Below are 21,759 nucleotides of genomic sequence, written 5' to 3' on the forward strand. Positions count from 1 at the left end.
TTATCCATTTTTATAAATTCTCCTTTTCAGATTAATGATTTAATGGTTATATAATATTATAACAGAAATGATTAAAGGATAGTATTTTCATGAAAGAATATTTATTAAAAACTTTATTAATTTCGACGACAGCTTCTGTTCTGTTTGGTTTCACAGGAGAATCGTTTGCACATGCGCAAGAAGTAAGCAGCGAAAATGGAGTTAAAACCCAACAATCAAGTGTTAGTCAATCTCAAATTAATCTAGAGAGCCAAAAATTAGAAGAAGGGCTTAATAGTTATTTAGGACTAATGGAAAGAATTCCGGATAATATCGCAAATCAAGGTATAGATGCAGCGGTAAAGTGGCTCAACCAAAATAAGGGTCCAGATTACAATGGTTATAAATTCATAGCTAAAAATGGTTATATTCAATCGGTTCCAGAAAGTAACACAGTAATTACATATGGTACAGGAGCTTGTGTCCTAGCAGTCGGTAATGCTATTGCTCAAAACGCTATACCTTGGGCGAAGATACTCAAAGTCAAAAAAGCAGCTAAAGCTATGGGTGGTATACAAAAATTAGTCAAGAATATAATGATTTCTTACAAACATCAAAGAAATATAGGGAAGTCTAAAACTAAAGCACTTAAATCTGCAACAAAAATATCCATGAAAGCTTTCCCTAAAGCGACTAGACAAGCTTTACTTGAAGTGTTTTCATTAGGTGGCGTTGCAACAGCTTGTTTCGGGTTATAGTTTGAGTAGTTTATATATTTAAACTAAAACTTCTACAACAATTGTAAATTTTATCCTTTTATCATAATAATACTTAAATATAAACCACTTCTTAAAACTGGTAAGTATATTAGAACCAGAATAAGAAGTGGTTTATTTTAACTTATTAAGTCATTCATTACCTATTAAGGTAAACGAGTTCTGTCCATATAATTCAATAGATCAACTACCACTCAGTAATTATTATCTAATCAGAGAGAAGATACTATGTTTGTTTTTTCTCTAGATAATTTTACTACTATCATCAACAACGAAAATATTATTACATTATTTACGTATTAACTACGTAATTGTGACAAAATATATGACTTTGATTATTAACCATTAAACATTGTCTTATTATAATCATTAAAAGTAACGCTTACTTATTCATCATCTCTATCCTTAGTTCTTTCAAATTTATCGCCATCTACTTTAATATGATCTTCATCTATTATCTTAACTTTACTTTTAGCATCTCCATCACTTATTTCAAGAGTATCTTTCTTTTTAGTTTCTTTAACTTTTCCAGTCACAAGTACAATTCCCATATGCTTTAATTCTGCTTTATCATCTTTAATTTTTAAGTATATCTTCTCTCCAGATTCTTTGTGCTCCCATTTACCTTGTACCTTTTCTTTAGCACTTTTACCACATGCTGAGAGTGAAAGTGCTAGAATACAAACACTTAATATCATTATCAATTTTTTCATTATGTATATCCCCCTTATATATTACAACAATAAAGCTTCTTCCTCAGTTCAAAGAAAGAAGCTCTGATTTATTAATCGAAATATTTTGCTTATTTCTTTGCGAATTTTCTACTTACTAATACTCCTATACCGAGTGCTAATGCCATTGAACCGATTATAATGTTGATTGCAGTATTGTCATTTTGGCCACTTTCTGGTAGTTCATTAGCTTGATTATTGGCTTTTGGATTTTGAATAGTTGATGTTTCTGACGTAGCTTGTTGTCCATTGTTATTTTCAGCTTGAGATTGTTCAGATTCGGAAGTTTGATTGTTATCTTCTGCTAAATCGTAACTTCCGAATTTGGTAAATTCGTCATTAGCTAAACCGCTACTTTTAACCTCCCCATCTTTATAAACACGATATACACTACCACCTACATGTGATTTGTTATGCATATGGATTTCATAGTAGTCACCTTTGTCCTTAGGGTCAGAATATTCACCTATATCTGGATTCATGCCATGGTCTGAACCTACATCTTTCACTATATCCACAGCATTATCGTCATTTACTTCGGAATATTGTTCAGTTGCATCTACATGATTAAAGCCTGTGCTACCTGCTAAAACAGCTCCAACTACTGTCATTGAACCTAGAATTTTTAAGCTTTTTGTCATCAAACATCCCCCTTTTGCTAAGATACTATGAACTTATCACATATAATATTTCATCTCAATATATTTTAAAATATAATCCACAGAATTTCATAATTATATAAACACAATAGTTGGTTTTTCAGTATATTGTTAAGCAACCTTTATTGATATATAATAGTCTTATCATTCAATAATACAACTGTTACATATTATGAAAGTGAGAGTGTCTTTATGAAAACTATTTTCAAACTTATACCTATTTTCTTTTTAGTTGGACTATTATCGGCTTGTGGAAATGATGAAAGTACAAATGATAGTACTGATAAAAATAATAAGCACGCTACCAACAAAAGCGACTCTTCTAAAAAGGATAATGACAACAAAGATAATACTGAATCTAAAGAAGGCGATGAGCAAAAAACAAATAAAATCGAGCTACATGATTACATGAATTCTTCTGATAAGAAATTGATGTATAGAGTAGCAACAAATTTATATGATAAACCTACAAAAAAGGGAGAGCACTTTGAATTAGAAGATGTAAAATCAAAAATAAAAGGATCTTTCGATAAAGACGGTTTCTTAGATAAAATAGTAGCTGTCCAAAATGGAAAGATACGTGAATTTAAAATTGAGCAAATCGATTCTGCTTCATCAATAACTGGAAAAATTAAATATACCTTTAATGAATGTCTTAAATACGACACTAATAAATTGATGGATAAATTGGACCATTATGGAGATAAACATAGTGATCAATCATCAAAATTTGTCGAGCCACGAAAAGCTGCGAGATTAGATGAAGAAGGTAATGTTTCTACAACATCATATTTATTTGGACAAAAGGATACAGGTCACTCGTATGATAAAGATGCGAATAATCACGAATATAAAGAGTTAAAAGAGGCATTAAAGAAAAATAATCCTTCTCATAGTTCGGTTGATGACGATAAATTAGAAAGATACTTTACATTTAATACTTCTATCAAACCTTTCGAATACAAAGGTCAATATTATTCTGGTTTAGCTTATTATAGCGATGCCGGTCATTCTGGAAATATTGAAAGATTATTACTTGTTCCTGTTGACCACAAAAATGACCAAATTGTTCTAGACGACAAAAAATACTTTGATAAAGATGAACTTATTGATTATAAAGATACAGATAAAGGTGAAAAAGAGAAAAAAGAAAAAGAAGACGAGTTAGATAACCTTTAATTTCATCGTGGTATCATTTATTAAGTGAATTTCTGATTAGAGTCTTTTATGAGCGAATCATAAAGGACTCTTTTACTATATAACAGAAGCTCCCCTCTTTACTCTAAGAGAGAAGCTTCAACAAAATAACTGTAATATATCCCTAAATCTATCGCCGTGTTCCCGATTTATATTCTGCTCGCTAACGTGCCTGTAAGCGTTGTTGCGTTCAGAACTTTCAAAGGTCGAGACAACATGTCATCCCGTAGCCTTTGTATCTCGAACTTATCACACATCATATTTCATCGCAATATATTTAGAAATCTAATTATAGACACGTCACTTATCATTATTAATGCATTTTTAACTTTGTATTATATTGTTTTAAAATTAATTTCAAAGCGTTAACCTACTGAAAAAACTAAACAATCCACTTCGTTAAACTTAAAATCAATGGAATTGTGACGATGGAAAGTACCGTACTACAGAACAACGTGGAGGCCATCTCTTTCTGCAACGTGTTGAATTTGATCGCCATAATCACTACTACTGAACCTACAGGTATACTGACTGCTAAGGCTGTATAGTGAATCGTTTCGTAAGAACAGTGGAGTAGTTTTAACACAAAAATAACAATGAGCGGTGTAACGATATTTCGAATAATGACAGAAAGTATCACGTTAAAGTTAAAAGCAATTTTTTGCGTATAGAGGATGATTCCTGACGTAAACATCGCAATTGCAGGAATGGCCATCCCCATAATTTCACCCGTTTTTATGATGATATATGGCATGGGGAAACGAACTAAAAGTAAAATTACGGCCATAATAGGTGCCAATATCACAGGTTCCTTTAAAGTAATCAGTAAATTTCTCATAAATGAGACGTGATGTTTATTATTCTGAGAAGAAAGCATGATGAAAGTCATCGGTTGTTGAACGAGCGCAATAGCGAACGCGGCTGACACGATAATCACAGTAGTAATGTCGTTACTCATGAAAGGTGCGAGAATTGGTTTACCGATAAACGGAACTGCTGCAGATGAATACGCTAAACTTCGTAAGGCCGTCTTTTCAGGTGTCAGAAAACATATGTAATGTAAGATCAGGGTGAAACACACCATAAAGATGCTGAGCGAGAGAAATATAATAAAGAATAAATTCAAATTATGTAATAAAGTCTTGATAGGAATCGATAATATGGATGAAAATAGACTGAATGGCAAGAGATATTGAATCACGATGAGGTTAAACGTGTTGCTATCACTGAGCGTAAAATGTTTTTTGACACTCGCATAGTACCCAATAATTAAAAGTAGGACTATGGGCGTTATTGCAGAAATCGCAATAGAAAACATAACAATCCTTCTTTCTATCAATTTGAATAACTTAACCACTATATCACAAATAATTTAATTATTGGGGAGTGCGTGTGGTGGTGAAAAGGATTGTATCAGAAATTAACTTGTATTTATCATCATTCTCCCTTACTAAATAAAGCCTCCCAACTCACTAAGTTGAGAGACTAAAACTATGCGTCCGCCGTGTTATTTTCAGAGCCAAGCCTTATTAATTTAAATCATTCATCTTTTTTCTTTCTTGTGAACATTGAACCTTTAAATTCGTTTTATCTTTCTGGATTAAGTGGTTCGGTTTATCAGTCATCGTATAATCATAATCAGGATTATTCTCATTAGCTTCTTGTTCAAGATAGTGACGTTCTTGAGCAGTAGGTTGTACGACGATATCAATAATATCTCCAGTCTGTTTATCTACGAGTCCATAGGAAGACATTGGCTTACCTGTAGCACTCGAAGATGGGAAAGTAACATATTGATACTTGTCAGTACTTTTCGCTTTATCATAATGGAATTCTTCATGCGCTCTAGCACCTTGTCCACTATGACTATACCAGTCGTACACCTTATCTACTGCTCCTTTTCGGAAACCTCACCTTTCTCTGCTTTATCATCAGAATTATCATTTTCGTCTTTATTTACTGAATTATCCTGTTCTTGGTTCACATTATTTGATTTATCGTTGTCACCTTTATTTGTAGATTTATCATCATTTTGGTCGTTATTATCTGAGTTTTGGTTTTGTTTTTTATCCACGGAATTGTCTTGTTTTTGTGAAGTATTATTAGAATCTTTGTTTTCCGTCTTACCTACTGAATTATCTTGGCTTTGTTGAACATTTTCTGATTTATCGTTGCCCACATCACTTTGTTGATTACTGTTGTTACTATTTTCTTCGTTAGTATTATTGTGGCTACCTGATGAATTATCATTTTTAGAGTTGTCTTGTGAGTTATCTTGTTGGTAGTTGGAACTTGACTCTATTGAACTATTGTCTTCTTTATCGCCACTGTCTACGTTATTGCTATCAGTGTTGTTGGTTTCTGTATTATTTGTCGTATTATATTCATTGTAAACATTGTGTGTTTCGTTACCACCATTGTTGCCGTTATCCGCTTGACCTTGGTCTTGATCACTTGTAGTTCCTACATCTTCTGAATTATCATTATTTGAGTTATTGTCTTTGTCATCATTAGATTTCTTATCTTTATCATGTTGTTCTTTATCTGGATCATTTGATTTTTTATCAGAATCCTCGTGATTTTCTATATTTCCGCAGGCACCTAAAAGTAAGGTCGAGGCTGCCACACCCATCAATAATTTCTTAAATTCCATACATATCTCCCTTTTTCTCTATAATCGATATATAGTCTATCAATTATATGGTAACAAAACATTTATATTGTCTACAAACTGATACTTACTATCTTTTGTTGGGTGAAAAAGTAGAAACTACTATAGATTGAACGCCAAAAAACCACTTTCACCCCAACATTATAGAAGAAACATCACTTGTTCTTCTACCAACATCGAAATGAAAGTGGTACACATTTTAATTATTTCCGCTAAATTCAATAGTTAAGCCATATTTCCCTAGCTTTTACTCATCATCGTCTTGATTCAACATTGCCACGACGTCGACAATCCCATCTTTACCACCAGCTACGTAATCCATCTCTTCGCCAAGCATTTGACCGTTAATGTAGCTAATAATCATAGGTAGGTTCATGCCAGCGTACAATTGGTATTTTGCGCCTTGCATGATGAGTTTGGACACAGTGTTAGCTGGAGTGCCGCCAAGTAAATCTGCAAAGACAACAACCTTGTCCGCTTCACTCGCAGCCGCTTTAAACTTCGCCGCAAAATCATCTGGGCCTTCAGACGGCATCAACGCCACGGTTTCGATATTCTCTTGTGGTCCGAGAATCATTTCTACACTGTCTCTAATTCCCTCACAGAACCCACCATGACTGATTAATATTAATTTCTCCATTTACGTTCACCTTCTAGCCTATATTTACAAAAAAGCCAGATACGCGAACTATACAATACAGTCCGCACACCCAGCCCTTTTACAGATTAAGGATAACTGCACGAATTCTACTAAATAATCCGTACACCTCACCTTTTATCTATCAAGGCCAGGCACACAAGTCTCCTCGCACACCTCGCCTTTTACTCAAACTGCCTAACTCCTCGACGCGACGACGGATCCTAACTCCATCGCCTCAAAGAGAGCTCACCTCACAACTCCTACCTCTCAATCTTAACCGTGTGTAATTACGCCAAGTGCGGATAACAAGACAGAAAGGATGAGCACGATGAAGATGGCACGTGTTGCGTTCATGTGCTTGCGACCGAGTAACCAGTACACGCCGAGTGTAATGGCAAGTGGTAATAATTTCGGCAAGATCATATCGACGTTCTGTTGGATGTTGACTGTAACTTTACCGATTGTTGGTGTCCATGCGAAGTTCACTTTAATAACTGTTGCTATCAGAGCGCCGACCATAAAGACCCCAAGCAACGTAGCAGCGTTCGTCAATGTTTCAAGACGATGTTGCATTGTTGTGATTAAGCTCACACCTTCTTTGTAGGCATAACCGAGCTGTTTCCAACGAAAGACAACGACACCGACTGTCACGATGAGCCAGAGTAGCGCGCCGAGTGGGTTACCTTGTTGTGCCATGTTACCGGCTAATGCACCCATAATTGTTGGGATAAGTGCGGCGAAGAGGGAGTCACCAACAGCGGCGAATGAACCCATGAGTCCGACTTTCATCCCTTTAACGGCTTCTTTAGACGCGATACCTTGTTCTTCTTCCATCGCGATATCGATACCTGTGATAATCGTGTTGAAGAAGTTACTTGTATTGAAGAATTGTACGTGTGTCTTCATTGCTTCTTTCAATTCTGGTGTATCATCGCCATAAATCTTACGTAACTGTGGCAAGATGTGATACAGATAACCGCTACCTTGCATACGCTCGTAGTTCCACCCCCATTGGAAGAAGAGAAGGCTACGACGGTTGATTTGGTTAAAGTCTTTTTTCGTTAATTGATAACCTGTTGTGCCAGTGTGACCGAGTGAAGTACCTGAACTTTGTGTTTTCTGATTCACATTTGAATTAGAGTTCGTCATCTTCTATCTCTCCTTCCGCATCGTGCTGTTGTGGCGTATTTTGTTGTGGTGTTGATACAGCAGGTTGCTCTGCATGACGCTTATAATCTAAAGCCGCAAGTGCCAATCCAATTAGCGCTACAGCTAACATCGGAATGTTAGATTCTGTGTAAGCGAAGCTCTTTTTAATACCTGTAACAGCTGTACCAATCGTATTCATGTTGGTATAGATTGCAGTAAAAATCGCTGTGATCATAAACCCGAGAATAAAGTACGGGAAGTGTTTCTTGAGCGGAAGGTAACGCAAGAGAATCGCGAAACCGACTGCTGGTAAGACGGCACCAGCTGTAGTTAAACCATCGCCGAGCCATTTCAAATCTGTGTTGAGATAGTGAACGACAGGTTTAACAACGCTTGCTCCGAACATCAAGGCAATCGCCACTGGAACGAGTCGTGATAATGCCCACGGTATCGCACCGTACAAGAAGTTACGCTCAATCGCTCTGTAATTCATGTTCTCAATATGCTTATCAATACGATGTGCGAAGAACGTATTCGTCATACGTGCTAACACGTCCATCCACACCATTAAACTTGCGACAGGAATCGCGAGTGTAGATAATGCTTGTTGTGTATTCATATGGAAAGCTACTGAGAATGCGACAGCAAGCACTGTACCTGAGTTCGCATCGATCTTAGACGCGCCACCAAATGTCCCTACACCGAGGATGACGAGTTGCATACTACCACCGATGATGAGTCCGGTCTTGAGGTCACCCATGATGAGACCTGCGATGAGACCGGCAAATACCGGTTGGTTTAAGGTGTTAAACTGAATTTCATCTAGAATTTGGTATCCTGCATAGAGTGAAAGAAGCAGGATTTGCCACCATAATATTTCCATAAGCTATCGCCCCTTTGTCGTGTGATGTCTCATGGTTGTTGAGGCTGAAATTGTGTTTGCCATCTTTAGTATTTCGATGGCTCAGTTCATATGCCACGCAACATCACGCGTGAGTTAATCTTTGATATTTCCTGGGTAATTATTTCTTCAATAACGGCATAAACGCTTCTGCTTTGTTATTCGGTACCATTTGAGAGACAATGTCTACACCCTTCGCATCGAGCTCTTCGAAGACACGTACATCTTCGTCTGTGACATTGATTGAATTGGTAATCGAACGTGTGTCGTCTGATTGCGACATGTTACCGACGTTCAATGTACCGAAATCCACGCCATAATCTAAGAGACGTAAGAAACGGTCAGGTTTACGCGCCACAATCATGAGACGTTGTGAATCATATTTACCGTTTTTAATATTCGTCGCTGCTTTCTCCACAGGTAAGACGCTGAGGCGAATTCCTGCAGGTGTCGCGAGTTTCAAGCTTTGTTTCTCAACATCGTTCTGCGCCACTTCGTCATCGATGACCATGAAACGTGTAATGCCAAGTTTCATCCCCCAGAGGTTCGCCACTTGACCATGGATCAAACGACCGTCAATTCTGCTTGCAATAATTGCCATAGGACATTCTCCCTTTCTTGTGTGTTATTTCTCGTGTGTGCAATTGCGTCAAAGTTCAAGTTGGATATAGATGGTAAAATAATGTGTATATTCGACGAGCGGATGCGTGATTTCGATTGTAATGTTGCGACTTAATTGCATGTGCTACAACGCACTCCCCTATGCTTCGCTTGCTGCGTCTTCCATTTCTTTAAAAACAGGTTTCTCGCGTAATGTAATCGTCTCGGCATACTGTCCTTCTGTCTCGAAGATGATGATTTCATTCTGACCTTCACGTAACCAAGCTTGTGAAATGTACAATGATAGCGTAGGTCCAACTTGCCAATAACGACCGATATTCACGCCATTCACAAGCACGACACCTTTACCGAATACACTCAAATCAATATAGGTATCTTTCGGTTCTTCGACAGTGAATTCAAAGCGGTGGAAGGTTGGCGTTCCTGAGATGTCCCTTTTACTCCAGTCAATATTAGACACTTTCTCAAAATCTAAAGCATATTGTTGATAATCTTGGACAAAGTGTAAGTCTTGCATTAAACCTTGATTCAAACCTTTGCGCTGTGTTGGCGCCAGAAGTTTGTAACCGTAGTTCACGCGCCCTAGATTCTCGACTAGAATATCGACTTGCGCCGTCTCACTTTGGTACATCACGTCGAACTTGTCACTCACTTCGTCATAGCACGTGGTTTGAACAAGTTGTTGGTCAAGGTAAATGTGTGCTCGATCTCGCGCTTCGACGAGACGTAATGCCTCTGTGTCGTTATCGCTCTTAATCGTAGTGCGATACAACGCGTAACCGTAGCCGTCGCCCAATGCTTCCATCGGTTGTGGGTACTTCGACTCTGTAACTGTCGCAATGTCATCTACATTTTCAAACAAACTCACTCGAGATTGAACTGAAATATCAGAAATTGACATATAATCGCGATGTCGTGGTTCGTGCTGTTCAACATCAGGCACGAGTTTTTTCAAACACGCCTGTAACGCAAAGTATTTCTCACGCGGTTCGCCAGATTCATCGAGTGGCGCATCATAGTCATATGACGTCACTTGAGGCAAATCACGCGTACCACGTGCAGAACAGCCATTCCAGAACGCATAATTCGTACCACCTTGGAACATGTACAAGTTCAAGTGGCCATGTGTGAGCGCATACCGAACTTCTTCCACTAAATCCTCACTTTCGCGTTGGATAATCGGGTCACCCCAGCGGTTAAACCAGCCGTCCCAGAACTCCGTGCACATGAGCGGTTGCGTTAATCCATGTTTCTTCTGAAAGCTTTTAAGATTAGTAAAATGTTCTTTCGTACGCGAACCGAAGTTACCTGTTACGACCACCTCTGAATCGTCTACAGAACCCGCTTCTAAACATTGTGACCAAGCACCGTCACTCGTGAAGAGAGGTACCGTCACTCCGTTGTCTCGCATCAGTTGCATGATTTGTCGAAGGTACGTTTTATCCTCACCAAAGGAACCATATTCATTCTCAATCTGCATCATGATAATATGTCCATGTTCATCAATTTGGAGTGGTGTTAGAATTTGAAACAATTCATGATAGTAACGTGCGACTTTTTCAATAAATCCCTCATCACTCGAACGCAAACGCATATGCCGCTCATTCAACAACCAAGCAGGTAAGCCACCAAAGTCCCATTCTGCACAGATATAGGGGGAAGGACGTACGATGACATACAATCCTAGCGACTTAGCTAACTGGATAAAGGCTGCCACATCTTTCTCACCTTGGAAATCGAACTCACCTTCACGCATTTCGTGATAGTTCCACGGAATATATGTCTCCACCGTATTCATGCCTAGCGCTTTCAGGTTAAACAAACTGTGTTCCCAGTCTGCACGAGGGATGCGGAAGTAGTGAATGGCACCCGAACGAATCTGGAAAGGCTCCCCATCTAAATAGAACGTCTCGCCTACTGTGAATCGCGAAGTCATTTCATTATTTAATCGGCGTCGCATAACGCTCGTTCACCTCATTAAGTGCTTGTAAGTTGCGTAACCCTTCTTCTGCGATCCATTGACGTGCTGCTGTTTCGCCTTCTTTAACGAATGCTTCGGTCGCACCTTTCCATGTCGCACGACCACATAACACGCCGTTAAATGTTGAGCCTGATTCTTTCGCGAAGGTTAATGTGCGTTGGAAGAGTTCCACCGAGATACCGCCACTTAAGAAGATGTACGGTAATGTTGTACTTTCCGCTTGTGCTTTGAAGTGTTCGGCTGCTTCTGCTTGTGTATAAACGGATGTTTCTTCTCCTAATCCTTCTACAAAATTCATGTTTGTCGGTGTTTCGACTTTTAAGACATCTACTTTGTAACGTGGGTCACTAAAGACTTTCATCGAACGAATCACTTTCGATGGACGCAATTTCACATATTCTGCGCTTTTTTCATCTTGTAACTGGCTATCGTAAGTGAGAATTTCGAGTAAGAACGGCATGTGTTCCGCTTCGCACTCACTGCCAACACGCTCAACGAAAGCATGCTTGATAGCGTTCGTCTCCTCATTGTCATCCACGTCGTAGTACAACAGGATCTTCACGGCATCAGCGCCCGCTTCTTTCAAACGTTGTACAGACTGATTTAATACCAAGCGAGGTAAGCGTCGATCGTCGCCTTTGTCATAGCCCGTTTGTTCGTAAGATAGGATGAGGCCTGCGTGTGCGTCACGACGTTCGGATGCCGGCAAACCGTATTCTGGATCGAGCAAGATACTCGAACCATGTGGCGTGAGGATTTCAGATACGAGGCCTTTGAAGGCGCTCATGTTCTCGTCTGTAGCTTGGTCTTGTAGGAGGCGTTTCAAGGCACCTCGTTGGTCAATCGCGATTGCGGCGAAGATACCGCGTTTGTCTAGTAATGGGGTTAAATCTTTGTTTGTCATCTATACCATCTCCACTTGAATTTGTGTCGCAAAGTGTTCCACTTGCGCTATATTGATCTTTCCAGTTTCTTTCTGCAGTGCGTTAGACATGCCGCATGCGAGTGCGTGTCGTATGAGTTGTTCAGGCTGTTGCTTAAAATGTGTCCTACCATACGCGATGCCTGCCACGGTTGAATCTCCTGACCCTACTGCATTGACAGCTTGAATCGTTGGTACTGTTGCACGGTAGATGTGATTGTCGAGTTTGATGATGGCGCCGCGTGCACCTAATGTTAGGAAAACGTCGATGTCTTTGAGTAATGTATGCGTTTTCATGAGCTGGTAAAAATTTTTATCCGTATCTGGATGCTCGCCTACTAATTGCGCAAACTCATCTTCATTCGGCTTGATACAGCGAATCGGAAGACCACTGCCGAGTGCCGCCTTCAAATCATCAGCACGTGTATCGAGAATCGTGTATTGGGCTTGGGCGGTAGAAAGTACCTCTCGTAAATGTTCAAGTGCTGTAGCACCTTCGAATTGCGGCGAACTACCACTAATTGTCATAACCTCTGGATGTGCGTGAGCTTTCAACTGCTCGATATAATTCGCTTGTGCTGCCTGTGATACAACAGGACCCTTTTCCAACACCTCCGTCTGATGCTGGCTATCATTAATCGCCAAACACTGTCGCGTCTCGCCTTCAATCGTGACCGCAGACACCGGGATGTCTAAACGCTCAAGTTGATCCGCAATCCAACGGCCATTCGCACCACCTAAATAGGCATACGCATGTAAGTCTGCACCGAGTTGCGCCAGCACCTTTGAAACATTGATGCCCTTGCCTCCTGGATTTTTAATCGTCTCAGTCGGACGGTGAACATCGCCCAAATGAAAGTCAGGCACCGTATACGTGATATCGACAGAAGGGTTAAAGGTATGTGTCACAATCGTCATAGTGCGCCCTTACCCTTCGTACTCATAAATCGTCACGCCTTTCACGACGCGGTTAATAAAGCCATCCGGACTCGGATTGTCAGGGTTCAAACCGAAACTCACCGACTTCTTACTCGCCAAGAGCTGACCAAAGATGAGGTATGTCAACGCAAGCTCGAAATCATTAAAGTCCGCCACGAAATCCAGTTCCGTCGCAAACTCAGAATCGGCTTCGTCGCGACCGAGAATTAGGATATCGTAATCCGTTTGGCCATCCTCAATCTCATAAATCAAATCTGTCTCATAACGACGGCGGTAAGCATCATTACTTCGCAACATGATAAAGAGCGAATTGTCGTTCAGACCCGCTTTCGGACCATGACGGAAACCGAGCGTCGTCTCACGTTGAATCTCGATGCGGCCACCTGTGAGCTCATTGAGTTTCAGCGCCACTTCACGCGTGAGCTCGCCGATGAGCCCCGTACCCACATAGAACACTTTGCGGAATTGGTTATTTGACGCCACTTGGTTAACGACAATTTCAAGTTCTGTAAAATACTTCTCGATCGTCTCGTAAAAATGATCTGTAACCTGACCTCCAAAAAGTAGATAGGCCGCCAGTAGCATCGTTGAGAAACTCGACGTCATCGCAAGCGATTTGTCATTCGTCTCTTCAGGAAGGACGATGCGGAAGATATTGTCCGCTTCATATTGCGCTAAGAATCCATCCTTGTTATTCGTGATAAAAATATGGAAGACGTGTGGAGTGATTTGATTCGCTAACTCCACTGTTCCTTTCGTCTCAGGACTGTTGCCTGAACGCGCGAAAGAAACCACGACATAAACTTTGTTAGATTCGATGAAAGATTGAGGGTTCGTCACGAAATGCGTCGTCGAGACATTTTCAAACTCCCAACCTGGATGTAGTTGGTTGATTTCTGATAGACGTAGCGTGTCGCCTACATAGGCCGAGGAACCCGCCCCAGTGAAGAGTACCTTGACCGGTCGTCCATCAGCATAGTCGTTGATACGTGTGACGAATGCGTCGAAATCGTGTTGGCGGTCAGCTACGATATTCCGCGTGCGACGCCACATCTCCGGTTGTTGCCGAATTTCTTTGTAAGTATGCGTTTCATGTAACATACCTTACACCTCCGAAATTGGTTATGTTGTCATAACCAGTTAATTTAGTAGAGATGACGAGTGCGTGTTGAGTTAAAGTCGCGACTCGCCCCAAGTTATGCGTAATGGTGGGTGGTTGCGTTGGGTAAAATGCAACCTACTAAAAATTAAAAGTGGGTGCGCATTCCCTATTAAGTAAAAATTACCTCTACCATCTGCTAATAATCGAGAAATGCGCCTACCTCATTTTACAAAATCCCATCTACCATCGTCTAAAAATCGAAATTGGTGTCTACTCGATATATAGCCCCACGAAAATCGAAATTGGTACCCACTCGATATCTAGATCCACGAAAATCGAAAAAGTGAGGGCTGTCCTATTCTAGTAAAATCCCATTGACCATCGAATAAAAATCGAAATTGGTATCTATGCCATTAAACAAAAACACACTATTTCCGATTCTGAATTAACTTCACCGTATATTTATAATCTTGCGCTTTGGCTACAGATTCCGTGAATTCAACAATACGATTATCTACGTAGCTATGGCGCTCAATAAACATACAGACATCGTCCGGCTCCGTTTCTAAATACGTCGCCTCTGCCGTGGACATTTTACGAGAAGTTAACGTTTCATACGCATAATCGATTTCAATTTGATAGTAATCATGCAATGTCTCGTACAGTGAGTGCTGGTTGAAATCAAAGCGATCCAGACCTTCACACATGTGAAGTGGCAAATACGTCGTTTCGTAAATCAGCGGTTTCTCATTTGAGAGACGTAAACGACGCAATTTATACACTTTCTGAAACTCCGTCAACTGCATGTGTTGTTGCACATATGACGGCGGTTCAATCGCTTCAATACTGAGCATAATCGTGCGTGGCGTGTCCCCATTTTTAACAATTTCGTCTTTGAAACTATAGAGATTATCCAACATCTGGTTATATTGATTGCCCAAGACGTAAGAACCACGACCGTGCTCAGTGCGGAGATACTGATGCTCCTCCAGATGCTTCAACGCCTCACGTATCGTAATCCGACTCACATCATACTCGAGCGACAATTGCCGTTCAGAAGGGAGCTTCTCCCCCTCTTTGTATATTCGATTCTTGATCTTATCTTTGAGATCCTCAAACACTTGAAGATACAAAGGCATTTGCAAATTACTCATGATAACTCCTAACTGGTTATAACCACTTTTAGTTTATACTAGAAATTTTGATAAGTAAATAGATTTGTAAAAGGCTAACCTCTATTCCTGCGTCGATTATTACTTACTCTTAACTACCTGCACCTACTGAGGATGCACTTTGACTTTGCTTAATATGCAAATTCATAATCGCTTGCGCATAAAGTGCGAGCCATAATTCTGGTGGATAGTCTGTAACGTTTCTCGTAATATGGATACGATGTTTTTCGCCGCGTTTCTTCGTCACTTTATTTTTACCTAAATCGAAGAACGACCGCTTCGCCTCAAAGAACGTTTTGTCATTTTCTGTAATTTCAATTTCTGTACTGAGATATGGATTAGAAAGTTCAAATTCGCGCTCGTCGATGAAGAGTTTATAGGCTAGCTGTTTCTTAAACCCTTTCTCTTTAAATGGTTTCTGCTTACGGAATACACCAATCTTCTCGCCATCCAAATAGACATCGTATTTCGCATTATACATAAACCAATTTGCCCGCTTGAGCCAAACTTGATGATGTTCAGAGTTAATAACAGTCCCTTGATAACTTCCGCCTCCCATATAGTAAATCCAACGTTGAAATTTCGATTTAAACCATGGACTAAACGTTATTTCTTCAGAATCTGCATTATAAATCGTAATCGGATCATCTTTCCAAATCATGAATGGTGTTTGGTAAAAATATTCACCTTCTCGCAAATTCAATTTTTGAATGACTTCTTTGTGTTCAGACTCATGAGATTTTGATTTATTCAGCATGTCTGCACTTCCTTTTATTAAAATTTGGGTCCCTTACTTTTTCTCAATATCTAATCTGATCAAGCTTTATTTTCTAGAATCTTGGGCCAGACATCGGTCCCATAGCAACGTTATTAAAGATTTTAAGTTCTTCCTCGCTATTCAAATTCGTTTGAACGTAGAGTGCAACTAATATTTCAATAGGTACAGGTAAATCATTGAGCGCTTTCTCTACTCTCAACTTTTGAGAAATCCCTCTTACCTGAATCGCATAGCGAATCTCATCTTGTTGACCTTTAAAGGCAGTTATCAATTTATCGCGACCATGTGACAATTGCGTCACTGTACTTTCGTAACCTTTATCCAACTCAATCTTTTCATTTTCTGTAATCAGTTTATAGGCCATTTTACTAAAATACGCTTTCTCACGAATGAGCCGTTTCTTCCTATAAATTCCTACATATTGATTATCTATATAAACATGATATCTTACCCTTAACGAGAAAGGATTTATGCGTTTCAGTTCCACTTTATGGTCTGCAGATGTGAGCTCAATACTCGTGAGTGGCCATCCTACGTAGATATACAGCCAATTCTGGAACTTACTTTCCGTGTGAAGTTGAAAAGACATCTCAGGATTGCCATGTACCGTAATCGTTTGATTGGCGAAAGCAAGTCTTGGCGCATGGTAATAATATTCGTTAGATGCTAAATCTAAAGTATAACTCTGCTCAGCTTTATGATAATCATGCTTATAAATCTTGTACATTATTCCCCGGGAAATGAGAAAGATGATAAATACGATGGCAACTAATCCCCAGAGGGCAAGTCCGAACCAAAGCGTTGGAGTGATTAATTCCTGATTTGTGATTAAACGATAAAGTATGTAACTCACCATGGCTACACTGCCGACGATGAGTAGTAGAAAAGTGCTTAATGTACGCACGATAATACCTCCGTATTGTGAATTTCACTTACCTCTAGCCTAGCATAAATTAAGAAATGAGTGAGAAGATATCTGAAATAAAAATCCCTTCACTATTTGAAATAATGAAGAGATTAAATCGGTAATTCTTATGAAATTGTTTTGCAGTTTTAGGATAGTCTTCTGTCTATAATATTAATTTTCACCTGCAGCAGCTTTTTCTTCTCTAACACGCTCAACGTAGTCTTCATAACTTTCATCTTGGTCCGCATAGTTCCATCCAGCGCCACCGCCTCCAGCACCACTTGCTTTTTCTTCAGGCGTTCTGTGGTCTAAAGCATATTGACTTTTTTGCGCTTCTTTATATTCTTCATAAGAAGGGTCACCTTTCTGCATATTTATATGAATATGTTCACCTTCATTTTCTGCTTGCTGATTGTCTCCACTACTCTGGTGCTCATTTTCGCTACTTTGCGCTTCACTTGATTGAGATACGTCAGATGATTGGTCGTTGTCTCCATCTTCTTTGACTCCAAATTTTTGATGGTCATCTTGATGTTCCATCTCTGTATCTTCTTTAGCTGTTTTATGCGTTTTCTTATCATCTTGATGGTCTTTACTCGCTGAATCTTTATTTTCTCCACATGCACTTAGTGCTAATACTGAAATAAGTACGAGTGTAATTAAGTATTTTTTCATTATCTCTACTCCTTAATTAAATTCAACTTATTATACCACTTTTTTAATATATTTAGTTACAATATTTTAAAGTAATTTAACAACATGAAAGTCACAGAAACTTCATTACTTTTACCTAATAGAGCTGAAATTGTGAATAAAAGAGGGAATAGTAATAGTGAAGAAAGTAAGAGGGAGCGTGTTAATATGTTAGATTTAACAAATCAAGTAGCTTTAGTCACAGGTGGCGCGAATGGTATCGGTAAAGGGATTTCCGAATCACTCGCAGAAGCTGGTGCTAAAGTCATCATCGGCGACATAGACGAAGAACAAGGTCAGAAGACTGCAGAGGCGCTTAATGGTAAATTCTATAAAATGGATGTCACTGATAAACAAGCAGTTCAAGACATCGTAGATCAAATCGTTAAAGAGTTTGATAAAATTGATATTCTTGCCTCTAATACTGGCGTTTACCCACAAATTGAAATTGAAGATTTAACAGAAGAAGATTGGGATTATATTCAAAACATCAACTTAAAAGGTATGTTCTTCGTTACGCAAGCCGTTTTAAAAGAAATGAAAAAACAACAATATGGCCGTGTCATCATTACTTCTTCAGTAACTGGACCGATTACAGGTTATCCAGGATGGGCGCATTATGGTGCGACGAAAGCGGGTCAACTCGGCTACATGCGTAGTGCTGCACTCGAATATGCGAAATATGGCATCACGGTTAACGCAGTACAGCCTGGTAACGTCCTCACAGCTGGACTTCAAGCTCAAGGTGAGGTCTATCTGGACGGCACACGTAAGATTATCCCAACACACGAATTAGGTGAACCGGCTGATATTGGTTACGCGGTAGCATTCTTTGCTGCTAAGGAAGCGAAATTCATCACTGGTCAAAGTCTCGTCGTAGATGGCGGTCAACTCTTACCAGAAGAACCAGATGCGGTTAAAGATTAATCTTAGATAATGAACGAGTCCGACGAAAGTTTCTAAAGTTCTGCAGAGTGAGATTTTCTCGCACTTTTTAAAATACAGTTTTAGCACTTTCACATAACAATGCTCTACAAATATTTAAAAGCTGTTAGCCTCCGCGCTAGCAGCTTTTCATTTTAACTCACACGATATTTTGCGATTTATGAAAATCTTTTTCTCTAATAATTTGTGAAAATTTTAACAAAGTAATGAATTGTATGTCATTTCTTAGTAAAATAGAGGTGTAAAGAAAGGAAGCGTTAACATGGGAGAAAATACAAAAACGAAAAATCAGAAACAGACTACATTTAAGCCACTATGGTTGATTATTAGTATCATCGCGCTCGTCGTGGTGTTACTACTACCTACACCTGAAAGCTTACCATTCATGGCAAAAGGTGCACTCGCAATCTTACTCTTTGCGGTCATTCTGTGGGTCACTGAAGCTGTAACCTACCCCGTTTCATCCACAATGGTCGTGGCGCTCATCATCTTGCTCGTAGGGTTCAGCCCAGTCGGAGATTTAACCAAAGAGTTAGGTAATCCTCAAGCAAACGGCCACGTCTTGAAAGGCGACGACATCATGGGTACAGGTAACGCGCTCAAACTTGCATTCAGCGGTTTCTCATCAAGTGCAGTCGCTTTGGTAGCAGCAGCTCTATTTTTAGCAACTGCGATGAAAATCACCAATTTGCATAAACGACTCGCACTTTTAGTATTATCTGTAGTAGGAAATAAAACGAAAAATATCGTGATTGGAACGATATTAGTTGCGATTGCGCTCGCATTCTTCGTCCCTTCTGCGACAGCGCGTGCAGGTGCCGTCATCCCTATCTTGCTCGGAATGATCGCCGCATTTGGCGTTTCAAAGCAGAGTAAGTTAGGCGGTTTACTCGTCATGACAGCAGTTCAAGCGGTATCCATTTGGAACGTCGGTATTAAGACAGCCGCAGCTCAGAACATCGTGGCAATCAACTTTATCAATGCGAAACTCGGCGTCGACGTATCCTGGGGTCAGTGGTTCTTATACGCAGCACCATGGTCGATCATCATGTCCATCGCACTTTATTTCATTATGTTAAAAGTCATGCCACCAGAGCAAAAAGAGATTTCTGGCGGTAAAGAACTAGTCAAAAAACAATTAAATGAGTTAGGTCCAATTACTGGAAAAGAATGGCGACTCATCGTTATTTCTTTATTACTGCTCATCTTCTGGGCAACTGAAAAAATATTACATCCGATTGATTCATCATCCATTATCTTAATCGCATTAGCTATTATGTTAACACCACAAATTGGAATTATGTCTTGGAAAGAAGCAGAAAAACAAATTCCTTGGGGTACAGTCATCGTCTTTGGTGTCGGTATTTCACTCGGTAACGTATTACTACAAACTGGTGCAGCACAATGGCTCAGTGACAAAACGTTCGGTCTCATCGGTTTAGACAACTATCCAATTGTAGTAACAATCGCACTCATTTCATTATTCAACATTCTTATTCACTTAGGTTTCGCCAGTGCGACAAGCTTGGCATCCGCGTTGATTCCAGTGTTTATCTCACTCACTTCAACGCTACATCTCGGCGACCAATCCATCGGTTTCGTCTTGATCCAACAATTCGTCATCAGCTTTGGATTCTTGCTTCCGGTAAGTTCGCCACAAGCGATGTTAGCTTACGGTACTGAAACCTTTACAGTTAAGGATTTCTTAAAAACAGGTCTACCTATCACAGTATTAGGTTACATTTTAGTAGTTATCTTTAGTTTCACTTATTGGCACTGGTTAGGCCTCGTTTAATCCATTTCTGCAAAATATAAAGAGTGAGGTGATTTCGTCATCTCACTCTTTATGGACGGCTGAAAGTTTGGCGCTTTCGTCGTCCTTTTTTAAATTTATTGACCCGTAACAGTATCTCCTAATATAGGTTCTGTACCATTGCTGAATCTTATTTTTAGAGATTCACATGAATTCAAACAAGGTCGATTCATAACTTGAAAATGAATGTGAGGTTCTGAAGAATTACCAGAATTTCCACATTGCCCTAGCAATTCTCCTCTTTTAACTTCCTCACCAATTGCTTTCACTATTGTATGTTGCTTGAAATGCGCAATAAAGCTATACTCATCATTTCTATGCTTGATGACGACATAGTTTCCTCCGGGTTGATTGGCATTCATCGTTCCTACTTCATTATCGTGCACTTCATTCTCCACATCGATAAGCGTACCGTCAGCAGGCGCGACCACATCTTTATTAAATGCATAGAAATTCTCATTAGAATTAGGATTATTAACATAACTCATCCCATTTTTATCCACAAATAGATCGTAAGCATAGCGCTGATTCTTATAAACGTGATGATAATTTAACAATTCATTATCTCCGCCCCAGAACACCGTCCATTGATCATTTATCGGCATAGTATACTCAAGGTTTGTTGATTTAGCCTCTTCCGTAGATTCAAATATCTTAAACAACAGTCCTACAATTACCGATTCAGAATTGATGTCCACTCTTATTCCACCGCGACTGTTTACATCCAACCAAACATAGCGCTTTCCGCCATTCCAATCCATCTCTCGATATAGAACATGATTAAATTGATAACTGTTATACTGTTTCAAGATCTTTTTCACATTTCTCTTCTTCAACTTTTTCTTAAAAGGCTTACTTAATTGTTTATAAACTGTTTTGTAGTTATTTTGCTCAATATCGTTCAAGATTTCATATTTCAAAATTCTCACCTATCTATTGAAAACTCTCGTATCAAGCATTTTATCATAAAGATGAAAAAAGTCCCTCACTATAGCAGTAGTGAAGAGGCTTAATAATAGCAAGCAACTGCTTAAACAAAATCATAGTGGCAGTCATTAATAACCCTTATCGACCAGAGAGTAATATAGTTGCCGTCAATATCTCCAGTAGTCAACTAAGACATCAAGAAGAGGTGTCTCATCATGATAGAGCTTAATATATAATCTGTCTCTTATACACATCT

General features: G+C 39.4%; 22 protein-coding genes. 4 read left to right on the forward strand and 18 right to left on the reverse strand.

The genetic code is table 11. The annotated features are described in order from the left end of the window. Positions 1-89: 89 nt before the first annotated feature. Positions 90-737 carry a hypothetical protein gene (locus CD126_RS03025; protein WP_232620131.1) on the forward strand — a complete coding sequence of 216 codons (648 nt, stop codon included), beginning with the start codon at positions 90-92 and terminating at the stop codon, positions 735-737. 404 nt (positions 738-1,141) lie between these two features. On the opposite strand, the gene CD126_RS03030 is transcribed toward CD126_RS03025, so the two are convergent. Both CD126_RS03030 and CD126_RS03035 read right to left on the reverse strand, forming a co-directional pair. After that, positions 1,142-1,468 (reverse strand): lipoprotein, encoded by a 327-nt coding sequence (locus CD126_RS03030; protein WP_049407461.1) that lies wholly within the window; start codon positions 1,466-1,468, stop codon positions 1,142-1,144. 89 nt (positions 1,469-1,557) lie between these two features. Beyond that, the gene (locus tag CD126_RS03035) at positions 1,558-2,127 is read right to left on the reverse strand and encodes an LPXTG cell wall anchor domain-containing protein (RefSeq protein WP_049407463.1); all 570 of its coding nucleotides are present in this window, start codon (positions 2,125-2,127) and stop codon (positions 1,558-1,560) included. A 210-nt stretch (positions 2,128-2,337) separates the two neighbouring features. Here CD126_RS03035 and CD126_RS03040 point away from each other — a divergent pair, with 210 nt between their 5' ends. Then, the gene (locus CD126_RS03040) at positions 2,338-3,324 is read left to right on the forward strand and encodes a hypothetical protein (protein WP_103370010.1); all 987 of its coding nucleotides are present in this window, start codon (positions 2,338-2,340) and stop codon (positions 3,322-3,324) included. Positions 3,325-3,724: 400 nt separating this feature from the next. On the opposite strand, the gene CD126_RS03045 is transcribed toward CD126_RS03040, so the two are convergent. The 15 genes from CD126_RS03045 to CD126_RS03115 all read right to left on the reverse strand — a co-directional run bounded on the left by CD126_RS03045 (position 3,725) and on the right by CD126_RS03115 (position 17,800). Beyond that, entirely contained in the window at positions 3,725-4,660 is a 936-nt protein-coding gene (locus tag CD126_RS03045) for an AEC family transporter (protein ID WP_103370011.1), read from the reverse strand. Between the two features lie 211 nt (positions 4,661-4,871). Further along, entirely contained in the window at positions 4,872-5,225 is a 354-nt protein-coding gene (locus tag CD126_RS03050; RefSeq protein ID WP_049407467.1) for a hypothetical protein, read from the reverse strand. A 5-nt stretch (positions 5,226-5,230) separates the two neighbouring features. Then, complete coding sequence (locus tag CD126_RS03055) at positions 5,231-5,995, reverse strand: hypothetical protein (protein ID WP_049407469.1); 765 nt, start codon at positions 5,993-5,995, stop codon at positions 5,231-5,233. A 265-nt stretch (positions 5,996-6,260) separates the two neighbouring features. Next, a complete protein-coding gene (locus CD126_RS03060) occupies positions 6,261-6,653 on the reverse strand; it encodes a PTS sugar transporter subunit IIA (protein ID WP_049407472.1) in 393 nt (130 codons plus the stop codon). 273 nt (positions 6,654-6,926) lie between these two features. Beyond that, a complete protein-coding gene (locus CD126_RS03065; RefSeq protein ID WP_082143045.1) occupies positions 6,927-7,802 on the reverse strand; it encodes a PTS system mannose/fructose/sorbose family transporter subunit IID in 876 nt (291 codons plus the stop codon). Next, positions 7,789-8,685, reverse strand: a complete 897-nt coding sequence (locus tag CD126_RS03070; protein WP_049407473.1) for a PTS mannose/fructose/sorbose/N-acetylgalactosamine transporter subunit IIC — start codon at positions 8,683-8,685, stop codon at positions 7,789-7,791. Before CD126_RS03070 ends, CD126_RS03065 begins: the two co-directional genes overlap by 14 nt. A gap of 139 nt (positions 8,686-8,824) precedes the next feature. Then, entirely contained in the window at positions 8,825-9,304 is a 480-nt protein-coding gene (locus CD126_RS03075; RefSeq protein WP_049407475.1) for a PTS sugar transporter subunit IIB, read from the reverse strand. Between the two features lie 159 nt (positions 9,305-9,463). Then, positions 9,464-11,284: a glycoside hydrolase family 35 protein gene (locus CD126_RS03080; RefSeq protein WP_232620132.1), complete on the reverse strand. Its 1,821-nt coding sequence runs from the start codon at positions 11,282-11,284 to the stop codon at positions 9,464-9,466. After that, positions 11,265-12,209 carry a tagatose 1,6-diphosphate aldolase gene (locus CD126_RS03085; protein ID WP_103370012.1) on the reverse strand — a complete coding sequence of 315 codons (945 nt, stop codon included), beginning with the start codon at positions 12,207-12,209 and terminating at the stop codon, positions 11,265-11,267. Before CD126_RS03085 ends, CD126_RS03080 begins: the two co-directional genes overlap by 20 nt. Next, the gene (locus CD126_RS03090) at positions 12,210-13,145 is read right to left on the reverse strand and encodes a 1-phosphofructokinase family hexose kinase (RefSeq protein WP_103370013.1); all 936 of its coding nucleotides are present in this window, start codon (positions 13,143-13,145) and stop codon (positions 12,210-12,212) included. Between the two features lie 9 nt (positions 13,146-13,154). Then, entirely contained in the window at positions 13,155-14,267 is a 1,113-nt protein-coding gene (locus tag CD126_RS03095) for an SIS domain-containing protein (protein WP_049407482.1), read from the reverse strand. Positions 14,268-14,696: 429 nt separating this feature from the next. Beyond that, complete coding sequence (locus tag CD126_RS03100) at positions 14,697-15,422, reverse strand: GntR family transcriptional regulator (protein ID WP_049407484.1); 726 nt, start codon at positions 15,420-15,422, stop codon at positions 14,697-14,699. Positions 15,423-15,531: 109 nt separating this feature from the next. Continuing rightward, complete coding sequence (locus CD126_RS03105) at positions 15,532-16,197, reverse strand: hypothetical protein (protein WP_049407485.1); 666 nt, start codon at positions 16,195-16,197, stop codon at positions 15,532-15,534. A 73-nt stretch (positions 16,198-16,270) separates the two neighbouring features. Then, the gene (locus tag CD126_RS03110) at positions 16,271-17,122 is read right to left on the reverse strand and encodes a hypothetical protein (protein WP_103370014.1); all 852 of its coding nucleotides are present in this window, start codon (positions 17,120-17,122) and stop codon (positions 16,271-16,273) included. A 174-nt stretch (positions 17,123-17,296) separates the two neighbouring features. After that, a complete protein-coding gene (locus CD126_RS03115; RefSeq protein ID WP_103370015.1) occupies positions 17,297-17,800 on the reverse strand; it encodes a hypothetical protein in 504 nt (167 codons plus the stop codon). A 186-nt stretch (positions 17,801-17,986) separates the two neighbouring features. Here CD126_RS03115 and CD126_RS03120 point away from each other — a divergent pair, with 186 nt between their 5' ends. After that, positions 17,987-18,745: an SDR family NAD(P)-dependent oxidoreductase gene (locus CD126_RS03120; RefSeq protein WP_049407491.1), complete on the forward strand. Its 759-nt coding sequence runs from the start codon at positions 17,987-17,989 to the stop codon at positions 18,743-18,745. Between the two features lie 280 nt (positions 18,746-19,025). Next, positions 19,026-20,558, forward strand: a complete 1,533-nt coding sequence (locus CD126_RS03125; RefSeq protein ID WP_103370016.1) for an SLC13 family permease — start codon at positions 19,026-19,028, stop codon at positions 20,556-20,558. Between the two features lie 95 nt (positions 20,559-20,653). On the opposite strand, the gene CD126_RS03130 is transcribed toward CD126_RS03125, so the two are convergent. Continuing rightward, positions 20,654-21,496 (reverse strand): M23 family metallopeptidase, encoded by an 843-nt coding sequence (locus CD126_RS03130; protein ID WP_053092838.1) that lies wholly within the window; start codon positions 21,494-21,496, stop codon positions 20,654-20,656. Positions 21,497-21,759: the final 263 nt, after the last annotated feature.

Origin of the sequence: Staphylococcus pettenkoferi (assembly GCF_002902685.1) — a bacterium.
Taxonomy (GTDB): Bacteria; Bacillota; Bacilli; order Staphylococcales; family Staphylococcaceae; genus Staphylococcus; species Staphylococcus pettenkoferi.